The following is a 19944-nucleotide window of genomic DNA, read 5'->3' on the forward strand; positions in this document are numbered from 1 at the left end:
CACAGACGCACAGCAACCGTAAAACCACCTGATAACAGTAGTTAGGGCAAAACATGAAACTTCAAGATTCCGTGATTGCAATTACCGGCGGCGGCCAGGGCCTTGGCCGCGCCATGGGCGAATACCTTGCCGCCAGAGGGGCAAAAGTCGCGCTCATCGACCTGATGCCGGAGAAGCTGGACGACGCCGTCACCGCCTGCGTGGCCGCGGGCTCAGAGGCCAGAAGCTACGTCTGCAACGTCGCCAAAGAAGAAGACGTGGAAAGAACCTTTGAAGCCATCATCAAAGACTTCGGCTACCTCAATGGCCTGATTAACAACGCCGGCATCCTGCGGGACGGCCTGATGGTCAAAGTGAAGGATGGCGAAGTTGAGCGCCGAATGGAGCTGTCCCAGTGGCAGGCCGTGATCGACGTCAACCTCACCGGCGTCTTCCTCTGCGGCCGCGAAGCCGCCACCCGGATGATCAAGAACGGCGACCAGGGCGCGATCATCAACATTGCCTCCATCTCCCGCGCCGGCAACATGGGCCAGAGCAACTACTCCGCCGCCAAAGCCGGCGTCTCCGCCCTGGTTCCGGTCTGGGCCAGGGAACTCGCCCGCCACGGCATCCGCTGTGCCGGTATCGCCCCGGGCTTCATCGAAACCGAAATGACCGCCTCCATGAAACCGGAAGCCCTGGAAAAAATGACCGCCGGCATTCCGCTGAAGCGTATGGGCAAGCCGGAAGAGATTGCCTCGGCCGCGGCGTTCATCTTTGAGAACGACTATATGTCCGGGCGCATGCTTGAGGTGGATGGAGCTCTGAGACTGTAATCCCTCAGATCCATCAGAGAAGTGAGGCCAGCTCAGGGACGAGCCAGCATACAGCTAAAATACTTTACATATCGAAAGATAGAGACAATAATGTAAATTATTTTAGTCAGAACAGGCCGGCAATGGATTTTCAGACCCTCGGACACGAAATCTCTGCATTCCGCCAACAACAAGGCGTCTCCCAGCAAAAAATGGCAGACCACCTCGGCATCTCTCGCGCCACCATAAATGCGCTGGAAAACGGGCGATCTGGCGACATCGGCATCCGCAAGGTTATGAAAATACTCGACTACCTGGGTAAGGAGCTAGCCATCCGGGAGAAGTCTCCGTTCCCGACCCTGGAGGAGCTGCGTGATGAGCGATGAGTTGGACGTTCATGTGAATCACAGACCTGCCGGGAAACTGTTCCGCGAGTCAGGCGAATTTGTCTTCAGCTATTCCGAGAAAGCCAATCCTGACGCCTTCGTCTCGCTGACCATGCCGGTCCGAAAAAAAGATTATAGCCATCCCCAGCTGCACCCGGTTTTCGAGATGCATCTGCCGGAGGGCTACCTGCTCTCGGTAATCAAAAAGCAGTTTGCCAAACTTACGGATACCGGCGACTTTGGGCTTCTTCGACTCCTGGCGCCGAATATTCGTGGCAGGGTCGAGTTCAACCCTGATGACCACTCTGGCGAGACTTCATTGAGCCTCGAAAAACTCTTGCACTCTGACAACCCCGACCTGTTCGAGGAGCTGGTGTCACGGTTTGCGCTTCGCTCTGCTTTGAGTGGGGTACAGCCCAAAGTCCTCGCGACACTGGAAAACAAGGCGACACTCCGCCTTGAAGACTACATCGTCAAAGCCTGGGGCCCTGACTATCCCGAACTGGCTCTCAACGAATACTGCTGCATGCTCGCCTGCCAGTACGCCGGAATTCCCGTTCCCGAATTCTATCTATCGGATGACGAATCCCTGTTCATCATGAAGCGGTTCGATTTGAAAGACAGCGGCGAGGCGCTTGGCTTTGAAGACATGTGTGTGCTTCAGGCAAAACAGCGGGAAGAAAAGTACACCGGCAGCTACGAGCAAATTGCCAAAACCATCAAAACGTTTGTTAGCGCAGAGAACAAGAAGGCCTCCCTTGAACAGTTTTTCAAGATGATGGTCCTGAACAATATCCTGCAAAATGGCGACGCCCACCTGAAGAACTTTGGCCTGGTCTACGAGAGCATTGATTCCATCAGACTGGCGCCCGCCTACGATGTCGTGTGCACAACCGCCTATATCAGGCAGGATATCTCCGCTCTCACCCTCATGGGCAGCAAGAAATGGTGGCCGAGAAAACATATGGAGCGGTTTGGAGTTCAGGTCTGTGACCTGAGTGCGATCAAAGCCAGAGAGTTGTACGAGGAGTGCCTGAGGGCAATTGCAACGGTTCACCTCTATATCGCGGACCGGCTTTCACGGGAACCTGCCGGAGAAAAAGCGGAGCTGTTGGCTCACCTCCAGACGCTCATTGCCAACAATATCGCGACATCGAAACCCGCCCGTCGGTGACTTCGACACCCTCGGCTTCAAGCCGGCTTACCTGCTCCCGATATTTCTCGGACCCCGCGGGAAATGCAATCTGGCCGTTACTGCGAATCACCCGATACCAGGGCACCGCATGCCCTTCTGGCAGCTTGCCCAACGCCTTTCCGATATATCTCGCCTGCCGGCCTAATCCCGCCATCTCCGCAACCTGACCGTAACTGACCACCCTCCCCTCCGGGACAGCCAGTACAACTTGCCAGATCTTCTGATCTTTGGTTGGTTCGGGCATCAAGGGCTCACCGGTTCTGCATCAGGCTTTGATTCATTCCGCGGCGCTAGCGCATCCAATCGATGGCCATTTCGGATCATGAACATGGCCAACAAAATAGCAGGGACGCCCATTATGCCGGCCACCAGGAAAAATTCCGCATATCCGAAGCCCGCGACGACAATGCCGGAGAAGCCCCCCAAGAACTTGCCTGGCAGGGTCATCAGGGAACTGAACAGGGCGTACTGCGTTGCCGTAAACGAGGCACTGGTCATACTGGAGAGCCAGGCAATCAGGGCCACGTTGGCAATACCGCCACTGAGGTTATCGGCGCTGACCACCGCGGCCAGGGTAACGATGTTGGGCGGGTACTGGGCCAGAACGACGAACAGAAGATTGGTGGCGGCCGTCATGATCGCCCCCAGCAGAAGAATTCGACGAACCCCGTAGCGAACCACCATAACCCCACCAACCAGCGAACCGGCTATGGTCATGAAGAAGCCGAAGATCTTGGTCACATCAGCCACCTGGGTTTTGCTGAACCCCATGAAGTCCAGGTAAAAGGGATTGGCCATGACGCCCATGGCAATGTCCGAGATACGGTACACGGCAACCATGAGCAGGATGACCAGCGCCAGCTCCTTGTACCGCCTGAAAAAATCCAGGAACGGGCCTGCGACAGCAGCGTAGAACCAGCCAACCAGTCTCGCCAGGCGCGGATTCAGATGGGTGCGCCTGGCGGCCTCCTGCTCAATCTTGTGAGCAATGTCCTGGGCGGCAGCAAAGTGGTTCACGCTGGGCTCGCGAACGATGAGAACGGTGAGTGCGCCAACGCCTACGAGGGCCGCCATCACCTCATAGGACACCTGCCAGGACCAGAATTCCGCCAGGTAAAGAGCCCCGGCGCCGGCCACCAGAAGCGCCAGACGGTAACCGAAGATATACGTTGCGGCCAGCGCCGCCTGCAGCCGCTCCTCGGCAATCTCGATGCGGTAGGCATCAATGGCCACATCCTGAGTGGCGGAGGAAAAGGCCACCAGCAGGCCGCAAAGAGCCATCATTTCAGGCGCTGCCGTGGCATCCACGTGAGCCATCAGATACAGCCCCGTAGCAATACCCGCCTGCGCAAAGATAATCCAGCTCCGCCGCTTGCCCAAAAGCCGGTCGAGCAACGGCAGTTTCAGGCGGTCCACAACCGGTGCCCAGAACACCTTGATGGAATAGGTAATACCCAGCCAGCTGAAAAAACCGATGGTGGCGGTTTCCACCCCGACATCCGCCAGCCGGGCGTTAAGGGTGGAAAACACCAGCAGAAACGGCAAACCCGCCGAGAACCCCAGGAATAACAGGGCGATCACCTGCCAACGGGTGTAGGTGTAAAGCGTATCCCGAATCAGGGTCAGGCGGGTGCCGGTTAAGATGGTGAAGCCTCCGGATCAGTCGCGGAAATTATTGAACTGCAGCGGGATATCCAGCTCAGCTTCGCGCAGCATGGCGATCGCTTCCTGAAGATCATCCCGCTTCTTGCCGGTCACTCGCACTTTGTCGCCCTGGATACTGGCCTGGACCTTCATCTTCTGGTCCTTGATCATCTTCACGATCTTCTTGGCCATATCGGTTTCAATGCCCTGCTTCAGCAGCAGGTGCTGTTTGACCAGCTTGCCGGACTTGCTGTCGCCGTCCTCGGCCAGCGCGCGGGCATCGATATTGCGCTTGGCAAACGCCATCCGCAGCATATCCAGCAACTGCTCGAGCTGGAACTCCTGCTCGGCGCTGATAGTAATGCCCTTGTCGTCCAGCTCAATGTCGGCTTCAACGTTCTTGAAGTCCCAGCGATTGCCCAGTTCGCGCTTGGCCTGGTCGACCGCATTGGTGACTTCGTGCATATCGATTTCTGAAACAATGTCAAAAGACGGCATGGTCGTTATTCTCCGTTAAGCTAAGCGGGTATACTTGGGAAAAGCTGAAAAAGGGGTCAGATGCAAGCTTTCATCTGACCCCGGGTTCGCATTCTGCGCCCGTTTGATTTGCAGGGGATCATACCAACCTGCAGCTTATACCGCACCTGACAATGGACTGGTAAAAAGTAGATAACAATGCCAAATCTGGACCTTCCCATCCTCGTAGTAGACGACGCGAAATTCAGCAGTATGGTGGTAGGACGCACCCTGCGAAAGGCCGGATATCGCGACGTGCGCATCGTCAACGATGCCCCGGAAGCCCTTCAACTGATCGAACAGCGACCGGTGAGCGTGCTGATCGCCGACTGGCTGATGCCTGAGATGGATGGCCTGGAACTGACCGATCAGGTCCGCCAGCAGGACGAACAGAACAACCATTACACCTACGTGATCCTGCTCACCGCAAGGGAAAGCGTCGAGGCCCTCTCGGAAGCCTTCGACCGGGGCGTGGACGACTTCATATACAAGTCCGACATGACCAAGCAACTGATCCCCCGTATCTTCGCGGCAGACCGAATGGCCGACCGCCAGAATACCCTGTTGAAGGCAAACTCACTGCTGATCGAGAACAACCGGGAACTGGAATCCACCAACATCATTGATCTGGAAACCGGCCTCTGCAACACCAAATACGGCCGCGAGCGGCTGACCAAGATGCTGCGCCACGCTGAATCCCGCGGCGGCTGCTCTGCTTACGTCCTGTGCGGCATTCGAAACTGGCAGGAGCTCAAGCGCAAACACCCGCCCACGGTGATGAGTGAGCTGGGCATCGGCATCGCCCGCCGCCTGAGCACCCTGATACGCCCTATTGATGCCCTGTGCCGCGTCGGCGACAACCAGTTCGCCATCATTGCCTACTTCCCGAACAGCGACCATTGCACAACCACCGCCTTCCGGCGCGTGTTCGACGGCATCAACCACAAGGCTCTGAAAACCACCGCCGGCTATATTTCCGTGGAAGCCGGCATGGTACTTTGCAAAGCCGACGCCCAGAACGGCACGCCCTCGATCCAGGATATGGAACGGGCCGCGGTGCAGGGGCTGGTGGATGCCTATGATACGCGTCGGTTTACCGAGACTGCGCCGGAGATCGGAGCGACCGCCTGAAGCGGCGACACACTCGGTAACACTGATACACACTTCACAAACAGACAGGAAAGGCCGGACGACTTATTCTGCAATTGTGGATTTAAGCAGTATCCCCCATGGTGGAGGAGCAGTGCAGTACCTCCGCCGCCATATGGGGAATCGAATCCACCGGATTAACGAATTTTTCAGGCACTTTCGTTCTTTCCTTGTTTTTTGGGCCAGCTTTTTAGCTGGCCTTTTTATTATAAGCCTGACACCCATTACCCTTCGGAAACTTTCAATAACGCCGACCGCTTTAACTCCTGCTCAACCGTCTCCGGGGCAATATCCTGACCATTGGGCCAGGTGATTGCACCATAGGTGATGCCTGCCTGCCGGAAATAATCCGTATCTTTCAACTCACGAAAAATGCCTTTTTCAAGGTAAGGCGACATATCCAGAACACCTTCCAGGCCATCAACACGTACTACCTTCAGCTTATAGTCATCCAGCGCCTCAACACTCTTTATATCCCAATACATCCGCACCTCCTAGAGCGGAGCAACCCTGAAGGGTAGCTCCCCATGAACAGCCAAATCCCAGTCTACCAGCAATTCTTCCCTGTGAAGCTCAATCCATGCCTGAACGAGACGGAGCTGTTTTCTCGGTAGGGTACCGGCGAGCAACTCTCCATCATGCAGACTCACCGATGCTTCAAACTCTGCGTACCGAGCATGAATGTGTGGAAGATTGTGATGATTATTATCCAACAGGTACATTCTTATCAGAATGCCATAGAACATCGAGATTACTGGCATTTTTGCTCTCCTTGGCTTGCCATCCACATTCAGTTTTTACGAAAATCCCCCGGAGTCTGGCCCATCACCGCCTTGAACTTGCGGTGGAAGGATGTCGTCTCGCTGTACCCCAGCCGGAAGGCGATATCGGGAATACTCATTTCGGTGTTTCGCAGGTAGTCTTCAGCCATCTGCTGGCGGACTTCATCCAACAGCTTCTGGTAGGACACCCCCTCCTGACCCAGCTTGCGTTGCAGGGTGCGGCTGGTCATACCCAGATCTTCAGCAATCATATCCTGCCGGGTGACTCCATCCGCAAGTTGTTTCTGAATACTCTGTTTTACCCGGCTGGTCAGATCCGTATCAGAATCCAGCAGGGCCAACTGTGATAACGCATGAGTTTCCAGGGTCTTGCGCAACAGCGGGTCTGGCTGGCGCAGGCGTGTGGACAGAAGACTCTGGCGCAGGATTACGCAGTCCTCTTCGGCACTAAATTCCACCGGGCACTGCCAACGCTCTGCATAGGCCTTCTCGTAATCGCTCCCCGGGGAGGAACGCCGAAGCTGTACCCGCAGCGGCGAAGCCTTCCGGTTATCCGCCAGCCAACGGGCATAGTTGATCCATGAGGCAAACACATTGTCCACTACCTGGGGCCATACCAGCGGATCCGTAAAGTTGCAGGTCCACACCAGAGACACTTCATCACCATTCATCCGCAGCCCCGTGGTGCCCATATCTCCCACCAACTTTTCATAGGGTGCAATTCGAGTGACAGCCTCTCCAAGCGTCACACAACTCATCGTTATGTAACCAAGCACGCTATAGGAGCCCGGCTGCACGTAATCACCGGTTTCCAGGCCGAGAATAGGATTACCCGTTGTTTCGGCAAGCAGGCGGATAAAGATTTGAAACTGCTCGCCGTTCAGGCGACCGTCACCGGTATCGAGAATGTTCAGCTCAAGGCCCGCTTTGCTGAAAAGACGGGTGGTATCAATGCCTTTGGCATCGGCGTAGCGAACATATTGGCGCAGGGCAGAGACGGAAGCGGTTCCGAGAGGGGGCATGGTGACTTAAATCGTTGTTGGCATTTTGTCGAAGAGTATAACCAAAAACGCCGGATTGTGGATGAAAACGGGGTCAGATGAAAATGGGGTCAGATGACTTTTCATCCCATTTTCATCTGACCCCAAGTTCACGCTCTAAAGCTTGCGGCCTTTGCCAGCAGCAATTCGCAGACGCAGGGCATTCAGCTTGATGAAGCCTTCCGCATCCTTCTGATCGTATGCACCCTGATCTTCCTCAAAGGTAGCAATCTTCTCGTCGAACAGAGAATCCTCAGACTTACGGCCAACCACATCCACATTGCCCTTGTAGAGCTTCAGGCGAACAGTGCCGTTTACATAGTGCTGGGTCTGATCAATCAGAGCCTGCAAAGCCTCACGCTCCGGGGACCACCAGTAACCGTTGTAAATCACCTCGGCGTAGCGCGGCATGATGCTGTCTTTCAGGTGCGCCACTTCGCGGTCCAGGGTGATGGACTCAATGGCACGGTGGGCACGCAGCATGATGGTGCCGCCCGGGGTTTCGTAACAGCCGCGGGACTTCATGCCCACATAGCGGTTCTCAACGATATCCAGACGGCCAATACCATTGGCACCGGCCAACTTGTTCAGGGTTTCCAGAACCACGTGGGGCTTCATGTCCTGACCATCAATGGCAACAATGTCGCCCTTCTTGTAGGTCAGCTCAACGTAGGTCGGCTCATCCGGCGCGGCTTCCGGAGACACACTCCAGCGCCACATATCTTCCTCGGCTTCCGCCCAGGGATCTTCCAGATTGATGCCTTCGTAGGAAATGTGCAGCAAGTTAGCATCCATGGAGTACGGGCTCTTGCCCTTCTTCTTCTCCACCGGAATGTTGCGCTCATCGCAGTAGGCCAGCAGCTTCTCGCGGGAATTCAGATCCCACTCACGCCAGGGCGCAATCACCTTCACACCTGGCTTCAGCGCGTAGGCACCGAGCTCGAAACGCACCTGGTCATTACCCTTGCCGGTCGCACCGTGGGAAATCGCATCGGCCCCAGTCTCGTTGGCGATATCGATCAAACGCTTGGCAATCAGAGGACGGGCAATGGACGTACCCAGCAGGTACTCACCCTCGTAGATGGTGTTCGCGCGGAACATCGGGAACACGTAATCGCGCACAAACTCCTCGCGCAGATCCTCGATGTAGATTTCCTTGACGCCCAACGCCTCGGCTTTCGCCCGCGCCGGCTCAACTTCCTCGCCCTGGCCGATGTCGGCAGTGAAGGTCACCACCTCACAGTTGTAGGTATCCTGCAACCACCGCACGATGACGGAAGTATCCAGGCCACCGGAATAGGCCAGCACCACCTTTTTGATATCAGACATGCCCTTGCTCCAGACTGAACAGAATGGATGTGTTGAAAATAAGGGCAGTATTGTACGGGAGAGCGGGGGGAATGGCTATAAAGCCCCTCTCCCCTGGCGGGAGAGGGGTTGGGGAGAGGGGGTTATTAATCAGCCAGCCGCTTGCTGACCAATAGCCTCTTCCCGAATACCGTCCCAACCCTCTTTAACGGAACGAAGCAGATTCAGCACTTCATCCAGCTTGGCCGTATCATTCTTTGCACTGGCTTCCAGGAGAGTCCGCTCCATGTAGTCATAAAGCGCCTCAAGGCGGGCAGCCAGTTCACCACCTTTCTCAAAGTCCAGGAATGAACGAAGCCCGCCAATGATCTCAATGGCCTTATTGATCAGCTTACCCTTTCCCGCATAATCCTTGGCCTGAATCCGGGCCTTGGCCATATTGATGCGCTCAATCGCGCCGTTATACAGCAGCTGAATCAGCCTGTGCGGATCCGCATCCATAGTACTGGTCTGGTTACTGACGCGCTGATAAGCCTGCAAACCGTTCATATTTAACCTCAATTTACCGTGTTAGCGGTCTTGCCTTACTTTGTCGAGCTCTACTTTGCAGAAAAGCCGCGTTATTCATTACTTGAATTTGGTGCCAGGGCCGCCAGCTGCTGGCTGACATAATCCCGAGTGCTGTTCAGCTGTGCAATCAGAGAATCAGCGGCGCTGAACTGGCTAACCAACCGCTCTTGATAGGACTGAATCCTCAACTCCAGGCGCTGGCGGTCTTCCTCAATCCGCCCAAGCTCACGATTCAGTGCCTCTGTACGATTGCTCAGGGAACCATCGGCGGCCAAAATACCGGTAATGGCATCAACCGCACGCTCACTCACGCCTTCAATAAAGTTCACAGACCCACGATTACCAACGTCGCCGCCGGTGATTCGTACCTGCAATCCAGCGGCGTTGCCACCGGAATTATTTGACAGAAACAGAACCTGGCCATCACCTTCGGCGGCCTGGCCATTAATCGTGCCCTCAACATCCTGGCCGGCATTTCCGGAGGCTGTGGACAGGCCTGTCACATTGCTCAAGCCAGTAATACTTACGTTGGACTCACCTCCAAACCGATTGGAAGTAAACGTGAGACCGTCCGTATCACTGTAATCAACCTGGACAGATCGCCCCGCAGCACTGAGCGCGGAGTTATCAGCCAGAGCCTGCTGGATTGCGGCCGCAAAATCGCTGCCGGAATAGTTACCTACCGCAATCGAAACCGTTGCGCTGGTCTCTCCGTCAACCTGAAACGTGAAACTGTTATCCGCCTGGACACCAATGGTATCTGCAGCGCCAACGCCATAGTTCAAAGCTCCGCGACTGGCCATCTGGGTTACATTGATATCGTAACTACCAGCCAGGGTATTCGAGCCACTGCGGACAAACTCTACCTGGGAATCATCGGTACGCCCCTGCTCAGCAAAAAGAGCGGTAACATCATCCGGATTTTCGCGGAGCTCCTGCTGAAACCTTTGGCTATCGAACTGTAATTGGCCAGTACGGAAATCGGTGCTGATACCAACATCAGCCATACTCCGAACACTGGCATTCTCAAGCCCGGGGACGATGTCGGTCAGTACCCGCCTGAGCTGGGCCTGGATATTACGAACGGTGGCATCACCGGTCAGAATGCTGCCCTGGCCCGATTCGCTGTCGAAGGAGGACAACTCGGTTATGGTCTGCTGCAGTTCATTGAATTTATCAACAAAAGCCTGAACCCGCTCGGCGACTGCGGCCGTGTCCTGCTCCACCTTAACAGTGGACTTGCCGGTGTCCGTTACGTTGAAGGTCAGCCCATCAACCACGTTTTCGATCGTGTTTGTAGAGCGGCTGACCTGAACGCCGTTAATCTTCATCACCGCATCTGCAGCAGCGATGGTCTGCTCCATGCCCGGATTGGCAGCAGCATCCGCCGGATCAAACTCAAATCGTGCGAGACCTTCCGCGCCAGCTTCTTCAGTCGCCGTGATCTTCACCGCGTTGGCCGTGCCGGTTTCATCAGCTGATAGCGTAAGCCGGTACCCGTCTCCGGTATCAATCACACCGGCAGAAACACCCGCGTTTGCCTCATTAATAGCATTCGCCAAGCCCTGCAGTGTGTCGTTGCTGGAATCAATGGTGATCTCGGTGGTCTTGTCACCCACCTGGAGCGTCATAGTGCCACGGCCAACACTAGTGGCATCGCGGTCCGCAAATGCTTCAGCACTTGCCAACGCCTGAGATTCCGCCAGGCTCACCACATCCACACTATAGGAACCGCGGGCAGCCTTACCCGCATCCACCGACACCTCAACATTACTTCCGGACGAGGTGGCGGAAAAAGATTTCATCGCATCGGCCGAGCCCAACTGCCTCATAGGCAAACGCAACTCAGTCACCGCACTGCGCAATTTGCCATAGGCAGAAATAAGCGCATCCGTACGCTCGGTTTTCTGGTTCAATCGGTTTTCAGTAGGCGCGCGCTCTGCTGCCACCAGCTGATCCACAAGATCAGAGGTCAGAACACCTGAACCAATACCCAACGATGAAATACTTGCCATACTCATGCCTCCTCGAGGGGGCGAATCTCTTCATTGTTCAGTTTATCGGCAAAAAGCGGCAAAACTTTGCCTTTTTCTTCTGCCGATTTGTAACACCATGTAACAAAATGGGCTACTCCGGGGTCAGAAGAAAGCCTTCTTCTGACCCCATTTTTACCTGTACGCCAAAACGCAGAACACCGCCGGCCCTTAACGGGTGCGGCGGTGCTGAAATACCGTCGTTTATATCTGCGTAAAAGCGAACGCCTTTACACTTTAATATTAAACAACGTCAGCGGTTCATCCTGCTGCAAGTTTTCTGCCAACCTCAATGCCAGTTCATCCGGAATCTGGCGGATAACTTCTTTGGTCGACTGATCAACGACTTTTACGATGGTCTGACCAAGATCATTATCCACTTCAAACTGCAGATCCCGCTGCACACTCTGAACAAAGTCGTTCAGCTGGCTCACCGCATCATCCAGTTGTTCCCGCTGAGCTTCATTCCGGGCCTGAAGCTTTTCAGCTTTCGACACATCTGAAGCTGCCTCGGGATTCTGAACCTGGCCGACCGCGGCAGACGAACCAGCAAGGTCGGAGGCATTCCTGCCTTCGGCCTGAGATGACGAAATTGCCCGAGCCGGTGCTTGTTCAGTGGCACGAACCAGCTTCAGATCCGGGCTGTTCAGGTTAACGTCATTCATAGCTTTACCTCGCTATCCTCAAACGGCGTTAAGCCGGAACCCGAAGGTTCCGGCCGTTACCGCTAGCCCCTTACTGCAGGAGGGACAGAACCTGCTGCGGACGGGCATTTGCCTGCGCCAGAACGGAGATACCGGCCTGCTGCAGCACCTGGGATTTAGCCAGGTTAGCAGTTTCTGCCGCGAAGTCAGCGTCCAGGATACGGCTATTGGAGGCGCTGAGGTTCTCTACAGAGGTACTCAGGTTCGCGATGGTGGACTCGAAGCGGTTCTGGATTGCACCGAAGGTGCTGCGCAGGTCGCTTACGGAGGTCAACGCTGCATCCACTCGCTGGATGGCTTCGTTCGCACCATCAACGGTAGAGACGTTCGCATCGTTAAGGCTGCCTGATGCAGTAACGTCACCGGCGGTAAAGACACTGGATGCTTCGGCACCCGTCGTGGCAACACTGAAGTCCTCACCGGACGTGATCGTCAGTACATTGTCATCACCCAGAACAGCACTTGCGTTACCACCCAGCGTTGCATTTACCGCATCAACGAACGATTCCGCTGTGGTGTAGGTACCCGCCGCAACTGCCAAAGGATCTGCATCGCCAAACTGGAAAGTCAGCTCGTCAGCACCCAGAGTGATGTCTTCAGCGAGCAAAGCATCTGCTGCTGTCACCTGAGTTCCGCCGCTCGCGCCCGTAATTGACGAGGTCTGGAAATTATTAACCACTGTGGCAGGTGTTGCACCTGGAGTGGAGCTGGTGATGCTGAAGCTGTCGGCATCTACGGCTTCAACGGTGTAAAGTCCAGAAGATGTAGCACTATCCAGTTGGCTTTGAATATCATTTACGGCACTGGCGATATCGCCAGTGTAGTCACTGTTGAGAGTTACGGTGTTGCCGTCAACGTCGAATACGAGGTTGCTGGTGGCAACAGCATCCGCGCCCTCTGTCGTAACCGAGCCGGTGACAAAATCGCCGATGGTGGTAGAACCAGCCGCATTGCCGTTGTAATTGCTTACGGAAATCTCAGCTGCACCAGCATTATTCGCTGTGAAAACTAAGTTACCACTTTCAACAGTGGCAGTAACATCTGTTAGTTGGCCATTAAGGGCGGTCAAGAAATCTGCTTCATTACCATAGTTGTCATCTAAAGTAACGTTATCGGTTGTTGTTCCACCATCTGCTGATACGTCAAAGGAAACCTGCTCCGCCGAGAAATCATAGTTGGTACTATCAAAGTTGGTCGCACTCGCGATAGCCGTTGTAGCCGTGTAAACTTCGGCCACTGCACCGGAGCCAGCTGTCGAGAAGTTGAGACTAGATAGATCACCGGTCGTGTAGGAGCCTGCGACCGCATCTTGCCCCTCGGTGATAACAGTACTCAGATCTACCGAATCCGACTGAGCAATACCACCAACAGCGCTGGTACGAACACTAGTGCTCAGGTCAAGACCAATCGTCTCACCGACGTTGGCGCCAACCTGGAAAACTGCGTCACCAAAGCTGCCGTCGAGCACTTTCAGACCGTTAAATGCAGTCTGCCCCGCAATACGGTTCACTTCCTGAATCCGCTGCTGCACTTCCTGGTTCAGCGCATCACGATCGGAAGAACTGTTGGTGGAGTTGGCAGACTGAACGGCCAGCTCACGAATACGCTGCAGGTTGTTGGTGATCTCGTCCAGCGCGCCTTCGGCGGTCTGGGACAAAGAAATCGCATCATTGGCGTTACGGGTTGCCACGTTCAAACCGGAGATCTGTGAGCTGAAACGCGTAGAAATGGCCAGACCGGCGGCATCGTCTTTGGCAGAGTTGATGCGCAGGCCTGAGGAAAGACGCTCCAACGCCTGATCGTTCATGCCCTGCGACTTGCTGAGCTGATTCTGAGCGGACAGTGACGCCACGTTAGTGTTAATACCGAGAGCCATAATGCTTCTCCTTCGACTGGTGTCGTTATTTCATGGAAAAGGTCTGGCGCCCGTTTTCAGTTTGGGAGCGCCGCCCTGTTACTCCGCTTAACGGCGCCACCTCCGGTTGCTTTAGAAAAAATTTCGCTGTTTTTGTTAACAAATGTAAAACCGGCAATTCGATTCCTTTCAAGCGGCAGCACTTTGGCGCGCAATGTTTTCCTGAAACGGTCACCAGAACTGAAAACCCATTTAAAAACATAAAGATAAGTTTAGATCACAAAAACTGGCACACCCTTCGCTTATCACCCTGCAAAACGGCAATTTAACGAATTTCAGCCGGCAAGGGTTCCCATTAACGATCGGGCACCAGGCTTCCGGCACCTCTGAGCAGGGAGAATAGATATGCCTCAGGTCATTAATACCAACATTGCTTCGCTGAATGCACAACGCAATCTGAACGCCTCGCAGAGTCAGGCAAATGTGGCTTTAGAACGCTTATCCTCCGGCTTGCGCATCAACTCTGCCAAGGACGATGCCGCTGGCCTCGCGATCTCTGAGCGCTTTCAGTCGCAAATTGCTGGTTTGAACCAGGCACAGCGGAATGCCAATGACGGCATTTCTCTCGCTCAGACTGCAGAAGGCGCAATGGATGAGATCACCAACAACCTGCAGCGGATTCGTGAGCTGGCGGTTCAGTCTGCCAACGCAACCAACAGTATCTCGGACCGTCAGGCTCTGAACCAGGAAGTTCAGCAGCGGATTGAGGAAATCAACCGGATTGCTGCTCAGACTTCATTCAACGGCTTGAAGGTGCTTGATGGCACGTTTGAGACACAAACTTTTCAGGTAGGGGCGAATACTGGGGAGACTATTGCCATTAGTGGGCTTGATTCTCGGGGCAGTCAGATTGGCTCAGTATTAAAGGAAACCGTCGGTTTTTCTGAGTTCGAAGTCGCTCAGGGGGATCCGGGTGAAACGTTGGTGAACGTCTCCGATATAGATTTGAACGCCGGGCTGACGGTAAACATTACATTGGGCGGGCAATCGGTGACAGTGGATACTAGTTCAGTATCCGATCCTGGTTCCTTAGCAACAGCTATTAATAGTGGGATCGCCAATACCACAACCCTTACGGGTGTGACAGCAGAACTGTCGACTGACGGCAACTCGATTGTATTCGCCAACACAGGAGATACTCCTGTCACCGCAGATATTTCGATTAGTGATGATACGGGCACGCAGGTTTCAGTTACAGGCCTTGACGTCGACCCACTTAATGCAGCAGCTTTCGCTCCGCAAGATACTGAACTCTATGCTGGTGCAAACACTCTGGATCTTGACACCGATGTCTCCGGCTCCTTTGGGTATGACGACGGTAACGGCGGTACCGGGACAGTTAACTTTTCCCTCACGGGCAATGTCGCTAATGACCTCTCCACTCTAGCGGGGGAAATAAACAGCAGCCTTCAGGGCGAGGGGCTTGACGGCGATTTGGAAGCCGTTGTTAACGGTACAGCGATCGATATCCGGAACAAGACGGACGACACCGCTTACACACTAACGAGCGTTTCGGTCAGTGATAATGTAACCCCTACTGCCAATACAATAAACACCGGCACAGTAAACGCCACTGCTGGGACCACAACGAGTACAACTCAAGCCATAACCACAGACATCTCCAGTCTAAATTTCGACTCAGGCGTAACCGGCTCTCTCAGTATTGACGGCACACCCGTGAACTTCGAATTGAGTGCGGGCACATCGCTCGGCATCGGCAATCTGGCAAGCAGCATCAGCAATGCACTGACAAATGAAGGTTTTACAAACCTCAGTGTCACAGCTAATGGGAATGTGCTAGAGATAAACAATAGTGACACAGGCAACTCTTACTCAGTCACAGGCTTCAACGCCGCAGACGGTGGAGAACCCAACAACTCGGTATCCAGCACAAGCCCTATACCCGCTGTTGAATCGATCACCCTGGTTGACCGCTTTAACGAGGGAGAGGCATACAACTTCAATGTCGATATCAATGGAGAGATCTATTCTTTCGAGAATGTAACATCCATCAACGATATCGTTAGCCAGGTGAATGCGAAATCCAACGATACCGGAATTCAGGCAAACCTTAATGCTGATAATGATGAGATTTTCTTCTCCTCACAATTCGGTGAACCGTTCAACATCAACATTCAGGCCGACCTTGATAGAGACGGCGCGTTCGACCCGGCTACTGAAACGATCCAGTCTGTCGTTTCAACAGTCGAGAACGATACGGTTTCAATGATCGATATCGATATCTCTACACGCGAGGGTGCAGACCTCGCCATGATTGCAGTTGACTACGCTATCGATTCAATCAACGGCTTCCGTGCCGAACTCGGCGCCGTCCAAAACCGTTTCGAATCAACCATCGCAAACTTAGCAACTACATCTGAGAACCTTTCAGCATCCCTGAGCCGAATCCGGGACGCAGACTTCGCAGCGGAATCCGCCGAACTGGCCCGAACCCAGGTCCTCCAGCAGGCTGGCCTGTCGGTACTGGCCCAGGCGAACGCAAGGCCACAGCAGGTGTTGCAGTTACTGCAGGGATAACGGCGCTAAACTAGACAGTGAAACCAAAACCGCCGGGCTAATAGCCCGGCGGTTTTGGTTTTAGATTGCTGTTTTTTTCACGGTGGCTCGCACAAAAACTGGACGTTAGACTAAGTCTTATTAGCTAAGCTCAGGGGCGCAATCCATGGAATCCATCAACATGCATGAAGCAAAAACCCGGCTGTCACAACTGGTTGCCCGTGCAGCCAAAGGTGAAGCCTTCATTATTGCAAAAGCCGGCAAACCGGTTGCCCGCGTAACAGCTTACAATTCCCCGGAAGCAGGCCAGCAAAAGAGAATCGGCTTCATGGCTGGTGAGTTCACAATGCCAGACGATTTCGACCGGATTCTGGTTGCCCAGGCAGAGACTGAGGGCTTTTTGCTATTTACCTCTGATGAGCTGGTTGCACGTTATCCGGGGCCAGTGCGGCTGGTCCAGGGTAACTGACGAAGAAAGTTACCCGAGTCTTGGCAGGCAGATCACCCGATGGCATTATATGCCAATGCACATTAGAGGGAGACTTCCTATGGCAACCCGAAATATCGTTTTGACCAACCACCAGGAGCAGTTGGTTGGCGCCCTTGTAAAAACGGGGCGCTACCAGAATGTAAGCGAAATTCTGCGTGAAGGATTGCGTCTGGTAGAAGAGCAAGAACTGCAATACCAGAACAAACTCCTGAAACTGCGCGAGGCATTGGCCGAAGGTCTGGATGACATCGAGAATGGGCGCACTGTAAGCCTTGGAGTCGGCGAAGAAATTACAGACTATTTTAAAAGCCGCGCCGCTGACCTCGCTCGCAAGGATTGAAGCAGATGGCTCAACTATGGACGGTAGAGCTTGCACAAAAGGCAAGTGAGGATCTCGATCAAGTAATCCTCCACACAGAGGAAAACTTCGGGCGTGACCAGGCGGTTCGTTACAGCGCCTTAATAGGTAACGCGCTCCAGGAGCTATCCCGGTCAGGCCCTGCACATCCATTAGCCAAAGAGCGATCGGAAGTGCTTCCCGGTATCCTAAGTATGCAGGTGCAGAGGGCCGGGAAGAAGGCCAGGCACATTCTCTTTTTCAAGGAGCATGAGCAGAAAATCGTTATCGTACGCATCTTGCATGAATCCATGGATTTCAGGGAACACCTTTAATCTGTGAAATTCGCACTTAAGCGGCAGGTTGCCCAGGCAGAGGGTTTCTTGCTACTTACCTCTGATGAGCTGGTTGCACGCTATCCAGGGCCTGTTCGGTTGATTTAGAGAACTGGCACACCTTTCGCAACACCTCCCTCAAAGCACGGCAAACCGCCCAATAACTGCAGACCTTTGCCGCTCCTGATGGCGGCTGTATTCACGAGGTGTCCCATGCAAGCCAAGCATCAAGTCCAGGTATCCCAATCCCAACAGGCCCAGGTTGCCCGCCTGCTGCTGCAGGCCAATCTCGCCTATGGGGAATCCAACAGCAACGGCCTCAGCCATATCCGGCGGCTAAAGGCCCGGCAGGAATGCCGGGGCTATCTGAACGAGGCGCTGGCTCTGGAGCCGCAGAATGCCGGTGGGCTGGGATTGCTTGGCCGTGTGGAGATGGACGACGGGCAGCTTGAGAAGGCACACACCCTGTTCAACGCCAGCCTGGACCATCAGCCGGGCCAGGTTCAGCAGTATTGCAACCTGGGTTACTGGGCACTTAAAACCGAGCGACCGGCGCTTGCGGAGCAGTATTTCCTGCAGGCCCTGGAGTGTGACCGGCAATCTGCCGCCGCTTTCTGTGGCGTTGCCCATTCCAAGCGACTGCAGGGGCAGTTTGATGTGGCTTATTTGCATTATCGCAAGCTTCTGGAAACCGGCGCTGAATGGGATTCCGTATACAGCGGGATGCTCACTTGCGCCCAACACCTGGAAGTAAACAAGGCGGATTCCGCCCTGGCCCAGGATGCTATCGCCCTTCTCCAGCGGGATGGTCTGCCACATCAGGAATTGGGCCGGTTTGTCAGCGCCATTATTAATCACCAATATGGCCTGGATAACCCGGACGCACAGATTTCCCTTGAGGCTGCCAGTGAAGACGAACTGCTGATCCTGGCCCTCCAGAAAACCCTGATGCCCAATCCTGCGGTGGAAGAGCTGGTTACCCTGCTGCGTCGGGCAATCATTGCCGAAGTCGCACAAACCGTTGAACTTCGCGACGAACTGCAACGCCTGACACTGGCCCTCGCTCAATACGCCGACAGAACCGGCTATGCCCTGGCAGCTGAAGACGATGAAGAACGACTGGCCTCTGCTATCAACGACAGCATCCAGGCCCAGTTCGCCCTTGGTGAGGAACAGGACGGGCTCATCGGCTCACTGATGATCAGCGCAATGTATGGCGCCCTCTTCCACCAGCCCTTCGCGGTGCAACTTGGCCAGTGGAACCTGGTGGACTGGCCCCTGGCACTGCAGCCAGTTCTGGCCGCCAGCTATTACGATCGGGCCGAAGAAGAGGCCATCAAACAAAATTTCGATGAGAAGGCCGAGGAACTCTGCCTGGATAAGACCGATGTTCCCCAGGCATGGCCTGCCTGGTCACAGCTGGCCTGCCGCACAGAAAGCAGCTTGAAAACCCTGATGGCAACGGAGCTGGGGCGGCGCATCGACAACCTGCCTGCCACTCTTCGCCTCATGGTCTGCGGCGCCCAGTCCGGCCAGCGCGCCATGGAACTGGCCAGTTACCTGGACGATGTGGAAGTGATCGCGGTGGATGAATCCCTCGCCAATATCGCCAAGGCCACCCGCATGGCTAACGACATGGGCAGGGACAATATTGTGTTCTGGCCCTGGTCCGTTGCCCAGCGTTTCGTGGCCGATGGCCATCAGGTGCACTGGATTGAAGTCGGTCGCCTGCCCTCACCGGCCATGACCACCCTGTCTCTGGCGGCTCTGGTTAACCAGGCCACCGGCTCCGGCGCCGTGGTACACATGCACACCGCCATTGCCGAGCAAACCTCCGGCGACAAACAGATTCGCAAACTGGTTGCCGAGCACAAGCTTCAACCCACCCGTCAGACGCTGCGTCAGTTACGCAGGATGGTTCTTGCCAACAGAAACGATGCCGCCTGGCAGGAACTGACCGCCGACGCCGATTTCTACAGCCTCGGCGGCTGCCGGGACAGATGGTTCCGGCCGCAGGACACTGCCCAGCTAAAAGATTTGATGGCGATGGCCAGCAACGAGGTGGAATGGAAGCTCGTAAAAGCGCGGGATGTGGATGGCCACAGCCTGGCAACCGGGCCGGTTCAGAAGCAGATTCAGGCGGAGGCGCTGGGCAGTGAGGTGCAGAGTCTGATGGGGCAGAATTTGAGTGTTTATTTTGTGAAGCGGCGGTGAGATTGAACTTGGGGT

At 54.8% G+C, this 19944-nt stretch carries 21 protein-coding genes; 10 read left to right on the forward strand and 11 right to left on the reverse strand.

Features of this window, described 5'->3' with window-relative positions:
- Window positions 1-53: 53 nt before the first annotated feature.
- From ACP86_RS01995 to ACP86_RS02005, 3 genes are all read left to right on the forward strand, one after another.
- The gene (locus ACP86_RS01995; protein WP_053112537.1) at window positions 54-815 is read left to right on the forward strand and encodes an SDR family oxidoreductase; all 762 of its coding nucleotides are present in this window, start codon (window positions 54-56) and stop codon (window positions 813-815) included.
- Between the two features lie 122 nt (window positions 816-937).
- Window positions 938-1180, forward strand: coding sequence for a helix-turn-helix transcriptional regulator (locus ACP86_RS02000; RefSeq protein ID WP_053112540.1), 243 nt, complete (start codon window positions 938-940; stop codon window positions 1178-1180).
- The gene (locus tag ACP86_RS02005) at window positions 1170-2354 is read left to right on the forward strand and encodes a type II toxin-antitoxin system HipA family toxin (protein ID WP_053112542.1); all 1185 of its coding nucleotides are present in this window, start codon (window positions 1170-1172) and stop codon (window positions 2352-2354) included. Before ACP86_RS02000 ends, ACP86_RS02005 begins: the two co-directional genes overlap by 11 nt.
- Here ACP86_RS02005 and ACP86_RS21940 read toward each other — a convergent pair.
- From ACP86_RS21940 to ACP86_RS02015, 3 genes are all read right to left on the reverse strand, one after another.
- Window positions 2311-2619 (reverse strand): MGMT family protein, encoded by a 309-nt coding sequence (locus ACP86_RS21940; RefSeq protein ID WP_008171353.1) that lies wholly within the window; start codon window positions 2617-2619, stop codon window positions 2311-2313. The genes ACP86_RS02005 and ACP86_RS21940 overlap by 44 nt on opposite strands.
- A complete protein-coding gene (locus ACP86_RS02010; protein ID WP_008171351.1) occupies window positions 2619-3956 on the reverse strand; it encodes an AmpG family muropeptide MFS transporter in 1338 nt (445 codons plus the stop codon). The genes ACP86_RS21940 and ACP86_RS02010 overlap by 1 nt, the downstream gene beginning before the upstream one ends.
- Before the next feature lie 78 nt (window positions 3957-4034).
- On the reverse strand, window positions 4035-4517 hold the full coding sequence (locus ACP86_RS02015) for a YajQ family cyclic di-GMP-binding protein (RefSeq protein ID WP_008171349.1): 483 nt from the start codon (window positions 4515-4517) through the stop codon (window positions 4035-4037).
- A gap of 177 nt (window positions 4518-4694) precedes the next feature.
- Between ACP86_RS02015 and ACP86_RS02020 the strand changes: the two genes are divergently transcribed.
- Window positions 4695-5666, forward strand: coding sequence for a response regulator (locus tag ACP86_RS02020; protein WP_053112544.1), 972 nt, complete (start codon window positions 4695-4697; stop codon window positions 5664-5666).
- Window positions 5667-5908: 242 nt separating this feature from the next.
- Here the strand turns inward: ACP86_RS02020 and ACP86_RS02025 are convergent, their stop codons facing one another.
- The 8 genes from ACP86_RS02025 to ACP86_RS23415 all read right to left on the reverse strand — a co-directional run bounded on the left by ACP86_RS02025 (window position 5909) and on the right by ACP86_RS23415 (window position 13997).
- Window positions 5909-6169, reverse strand: a complete 261-nt coding sequence (locus ACP86_RS02025; protein ID WP_053112546.1) for a DUF2442 domain-containing protein — start codon at window positions 6167-6169, stop codon at window positions 5909-5911.
- Window positions 6170-6178: 9 nt separating this feature from the next.
- Window positions 6179-6445, reverse strand: coding sequence for a DUF4160 domain-containing protein (locus ACP86_RS02030; RefSeq protein WP_053112549.1), 267 nt, complete (start codon window positions 6443-6445; stop codon window positions 6179-6181).
- Window positions 6446-6474: 29 nt separating this feature from the next.
- Window positions 6475-7488 (reverse strand): AraC family transcriptional regulator, encoded by a 1014-nt coding sequence (locus ACP86_RS02035; RefSeq protein ID WP_053112551.1) that lies wholly within the window; start codon window positions 7486-7488, stop codon window positions 6475-6477.
- Window positions 7489-7623: 135 nt separating this feature from the next.
- A complete protein-coding gene (locus tag ACP86_RS02040; protein ID WP_053112552.1) occupies window positions 7624-8835 on the reverse strand; it encodes an argininosuccinate synthase in 1212 nt (403 codons plus the stop codon).
- A 129-nt stretch (window positions 8836-8964) separates the two neighbouring features.
- Window positions 8965-9363: a flagellar export chaperone FliS gene (gene fliS, locus ACP86_RS02045; RefSeq protein WP_053112554.1), complete on the reverse strand. Its 399-nt coding sequence runs from the start codon at window positions 9361-9363 to the stop codon at window positions 8965-8967.
- 71 nt (window positions 9364-9434) lie between these two features.
- Window positions 9435-11399 (reverse strand): flagellar filament capping protein FliD, encoded by a 1965-nt coding sequence (gene fliD, locus ACP86_RS02050; protein WP_053112555.1) that lies wholly within the window; start codon window positions 11397-11399, stop codon window positions 9435-9437.
- Between the two features lie 248 nt (window positions 11400-11647).
- Window positions 11648-12082 carry a flagellar protein FlaG gene (locus tag ACP86_RS02055; protein ID WP_053112557.1) on the reverse strand — a complete coding sequence of 145 codons (435 nt, stop codon included), beginning with the start codon at window positions 12080-12082 and terminating at the stop codon, window positions 11648-11650.
- A 70-nt stretch (window positions 12083-12152) separates the two neighbouring features.
- Window positions 12153-13997, reverse strand: a complete 1845-nt coding sequence (locus tag ACP86_RS23415; RefSeq protein WP_053112559.1) for a flagellin — start codon at window positions 13995-13997, stop codon at window positions 12153-12155.
- A 32-nt stretch (window positions 13998-14029) separates the two neighbouring features.
- On the opposite strand from ACP86_RS23415, the gene ACP86_RS22540 reads away from it, so the two are divergent.
- The 6 genes from ACP86_RS22540 (at window position 14030) to ACP86_RS02085 (ending at window position 19929) form a co-directional block, all read left to right on the forward strand.
- The gene (locus ACP86_RS22540) at window positions 14030-14305 is read left to right on the forward strand and encodes a hypothetical protein (protein WP_141201821.1); all 276 of its coding nucleotides are present in this window, start codon (window positions 14030-14032) and stop codon (window positions 14303-14305) included.
- A 76-nt stretch (window positions 14306-14381) separates the two neighbouring features.
- Window positions 14382-16574: a flagellin gene (locus tag ACP86_RS23585; RefSeq protein ID WP_053112560.1), complete on the forward strand. Its 2193-nt coding sequence runs from the start codon at window positions 14382-14384 to the stop codon at window positions 16572-16574.
- Window positions 16575-16719: 145 nt separating this feature from the next.
- Complete coding sequence (locus ACP86_RS02070; protein WP_008171331.1) at window positions 16720-17022, forward strand: type II toxin-antitoxin system prevent-host-death family antitoxin; 303 nt, start codon at window positions 16720-16722, stop codon at window positions 17020-17022.
- A gap of 79 nt (window positions 17023-17101) precedes the next feature.
- Window positions 17102-17383, forward strand: coding sequence for a type II toxin-antitoxin system ParD family antitoxin (locus tag ACP86_RS02075; protein ID WP_008171329.1), 282 nt, complete (start codon window positions 17102-17104; stop codon window positions 17381-17383).
- Between the two features lie 5 nt (window positions 17384-17388).
- Complete coding sequence (locus tag ACP86_RS02080; RefSeq protein ID WP_008171327.1) at window positions 17389-17715, forward strand: type II toxin-antitoxin system RelE/ParE family toxin; 327 nt, start codon at window positions 17389-17391, stop codon at window positions 17713-17715.
- 213 nt (window positions 17716-17928) lie between these two features.
- The gene (locus ACP86_RS02085; protein ID WP_053112562.1) at window positions 17929-19929 is read left to right on the forward strand and encodes a hypothetical protein; all 2001 of its coding nucleotides are present in this window, start codon (window positions 17929-17931) and stop codon (window positions 19927-19929) included.
- Window positions 19930-19944 lie beyond the last annotated feature (15 nt).

Source organism: Marinobacter sp. CP1 (genome assembly GCF_001266795.1).
GTDB classification, from domain to species: domain Bacteria; phylum Pseudomonadota; class Gammaproteobacteria; order Pseudomonadales; family Oleiphilaceae; genus Marinobacter; species Marinobacter flavimaris.

Coding starts and splice junctions, on each gene's coding strand:
- ACP86_RS01995 (WP_053112537.1), top strand. CDS start 54: ATGAAACTTCAAGATTCCGTGATTGCAATTACCGGCGGCGGCCAGGGC.
- ACP86_RS02070 (WP_008171331.1), top strand. CDS start 16,720: ATGGAATCCATCAACATGCATGAAGCAAAAACCCGGCTGTCACAACTG.
- ACP86_RS02030 (WP_053112549.1), bottom strand. CDS start 6,445: ATGCCAGTAATCTCGATGTTCTATGGCATTCTGATAAGAATGTACCTG.
- ACP86_RS02000 (WP_053112540.1), top strand. CDS start 938: ATGGATTTTCAGACCCTCGGACACGAAATCTCTGCATTCCGCCAACAA.
- ACP86_RS02080 (WP_008171327.1), top strand. CDS start 17,389: ATGGCTCAACTATGGACGGTAGAGCTTGCACAAAAGGCAAGTGAGGAT.
- ACP86_RS02020 (WP_053112544.1), top strand. CDS start 4,695: ATGCCAAATCTGGACCTTCCCATCCTCGTAGTAGACGACGCGAAATTC.
- ACP86_RS02055 (WP_053112557.1), bottom strand. CDS start 12,082: ATGAATGACGTTAACCTGAACAGCCCGGATCTGAAGCTGGTTCGTGCC.
- fliS (WP_053112554.1), bottom strand. CDS start 9,363: ATGAACGGTTTGCAGGCTTATCAGCGCGTCAGTAACCAGACCAGTACT.
- ACP86_RS02040 (WP_053112552.1), bottom strand. CDS start 8,835: ATGTCTGATATCAAAAAGGTGGTGCTGGCCTATTCCGGTGGCCTGGAT.
- ACP86_RS02005 (WP_053112542.1), top strand. CDS start 1,170: ATGAGCGATGAGTTGGACGTTCATGTGAATCACAGACCTGCCGGGAAA.
- ACP86_RS21940 (WP_008171353.1), bottom strand. CDS start 2,619: ATGCCCGAACCAACCAAAGATCAGAAGATCTGGCAAGTTGTACTGGCT.
- ACP86_RS02025 (WP_053112546.1), bottom strand. CDS start 6,169: ATGTATTGGGATATAAAGAGTGTTGAGGCGCTGGATGACTATAAGCTG.
- ACP86_RS02085 (WP_053112562.1), top strand. CDS start 17,929: ATGCAAGCCAAGCATCAAGTCCAGGTATCCCAATCCCAACAGGCCCAG.
- ACP86_RS23415 (WP_053112559.1), bottom strand. CDS start 13,997: ATGGCTCTCGGTATTAACACTAACGTGGCGTCACTGTCCGCTCAGAAT.
- fliD (WP_053112555.1), bottom strand. CDS start 11,399: ATGGCAAGTATTTCATCGTTGGGTATTGGTTCAGGTGTTCTGACCTCT.
- ACP86_RS22540 (WP_141201821.1), top strand. CDS start 14,030: ATGGAAAAGGTCTGGCGCCCGTTTTCAGTTTGGGAGCGCCGCCCTGTT.
- ACP86_RS02035 (WP_053112551.1), bottom strand. CDS start 7,488: ATGCCCCCTCTCGGAACCGCTTCCGTCTCTGCCCTGCGCCAATATGTT.
- ACP86_RS02015 (WP_008171349.1), bottom strand. CDS start 4,517: ATGCCGTCTTTTGACATTGTTTCAGAAATCGATATGCACGAAGTCACC.
- ACP86_RS02075 (WP_008171329.1), top strand. CDS start 17,102: ATGGCAACCCGAAATATCGTTTTGACCAACCACCAGGAGCAGTTGGTT.
- ACP86_RS23585 (WP_053112560.1), top strand. CDS start 14,382: ATGCCTCAGGTCATTAATACCAACATTGCTTCGCTGAATGCACAACGC.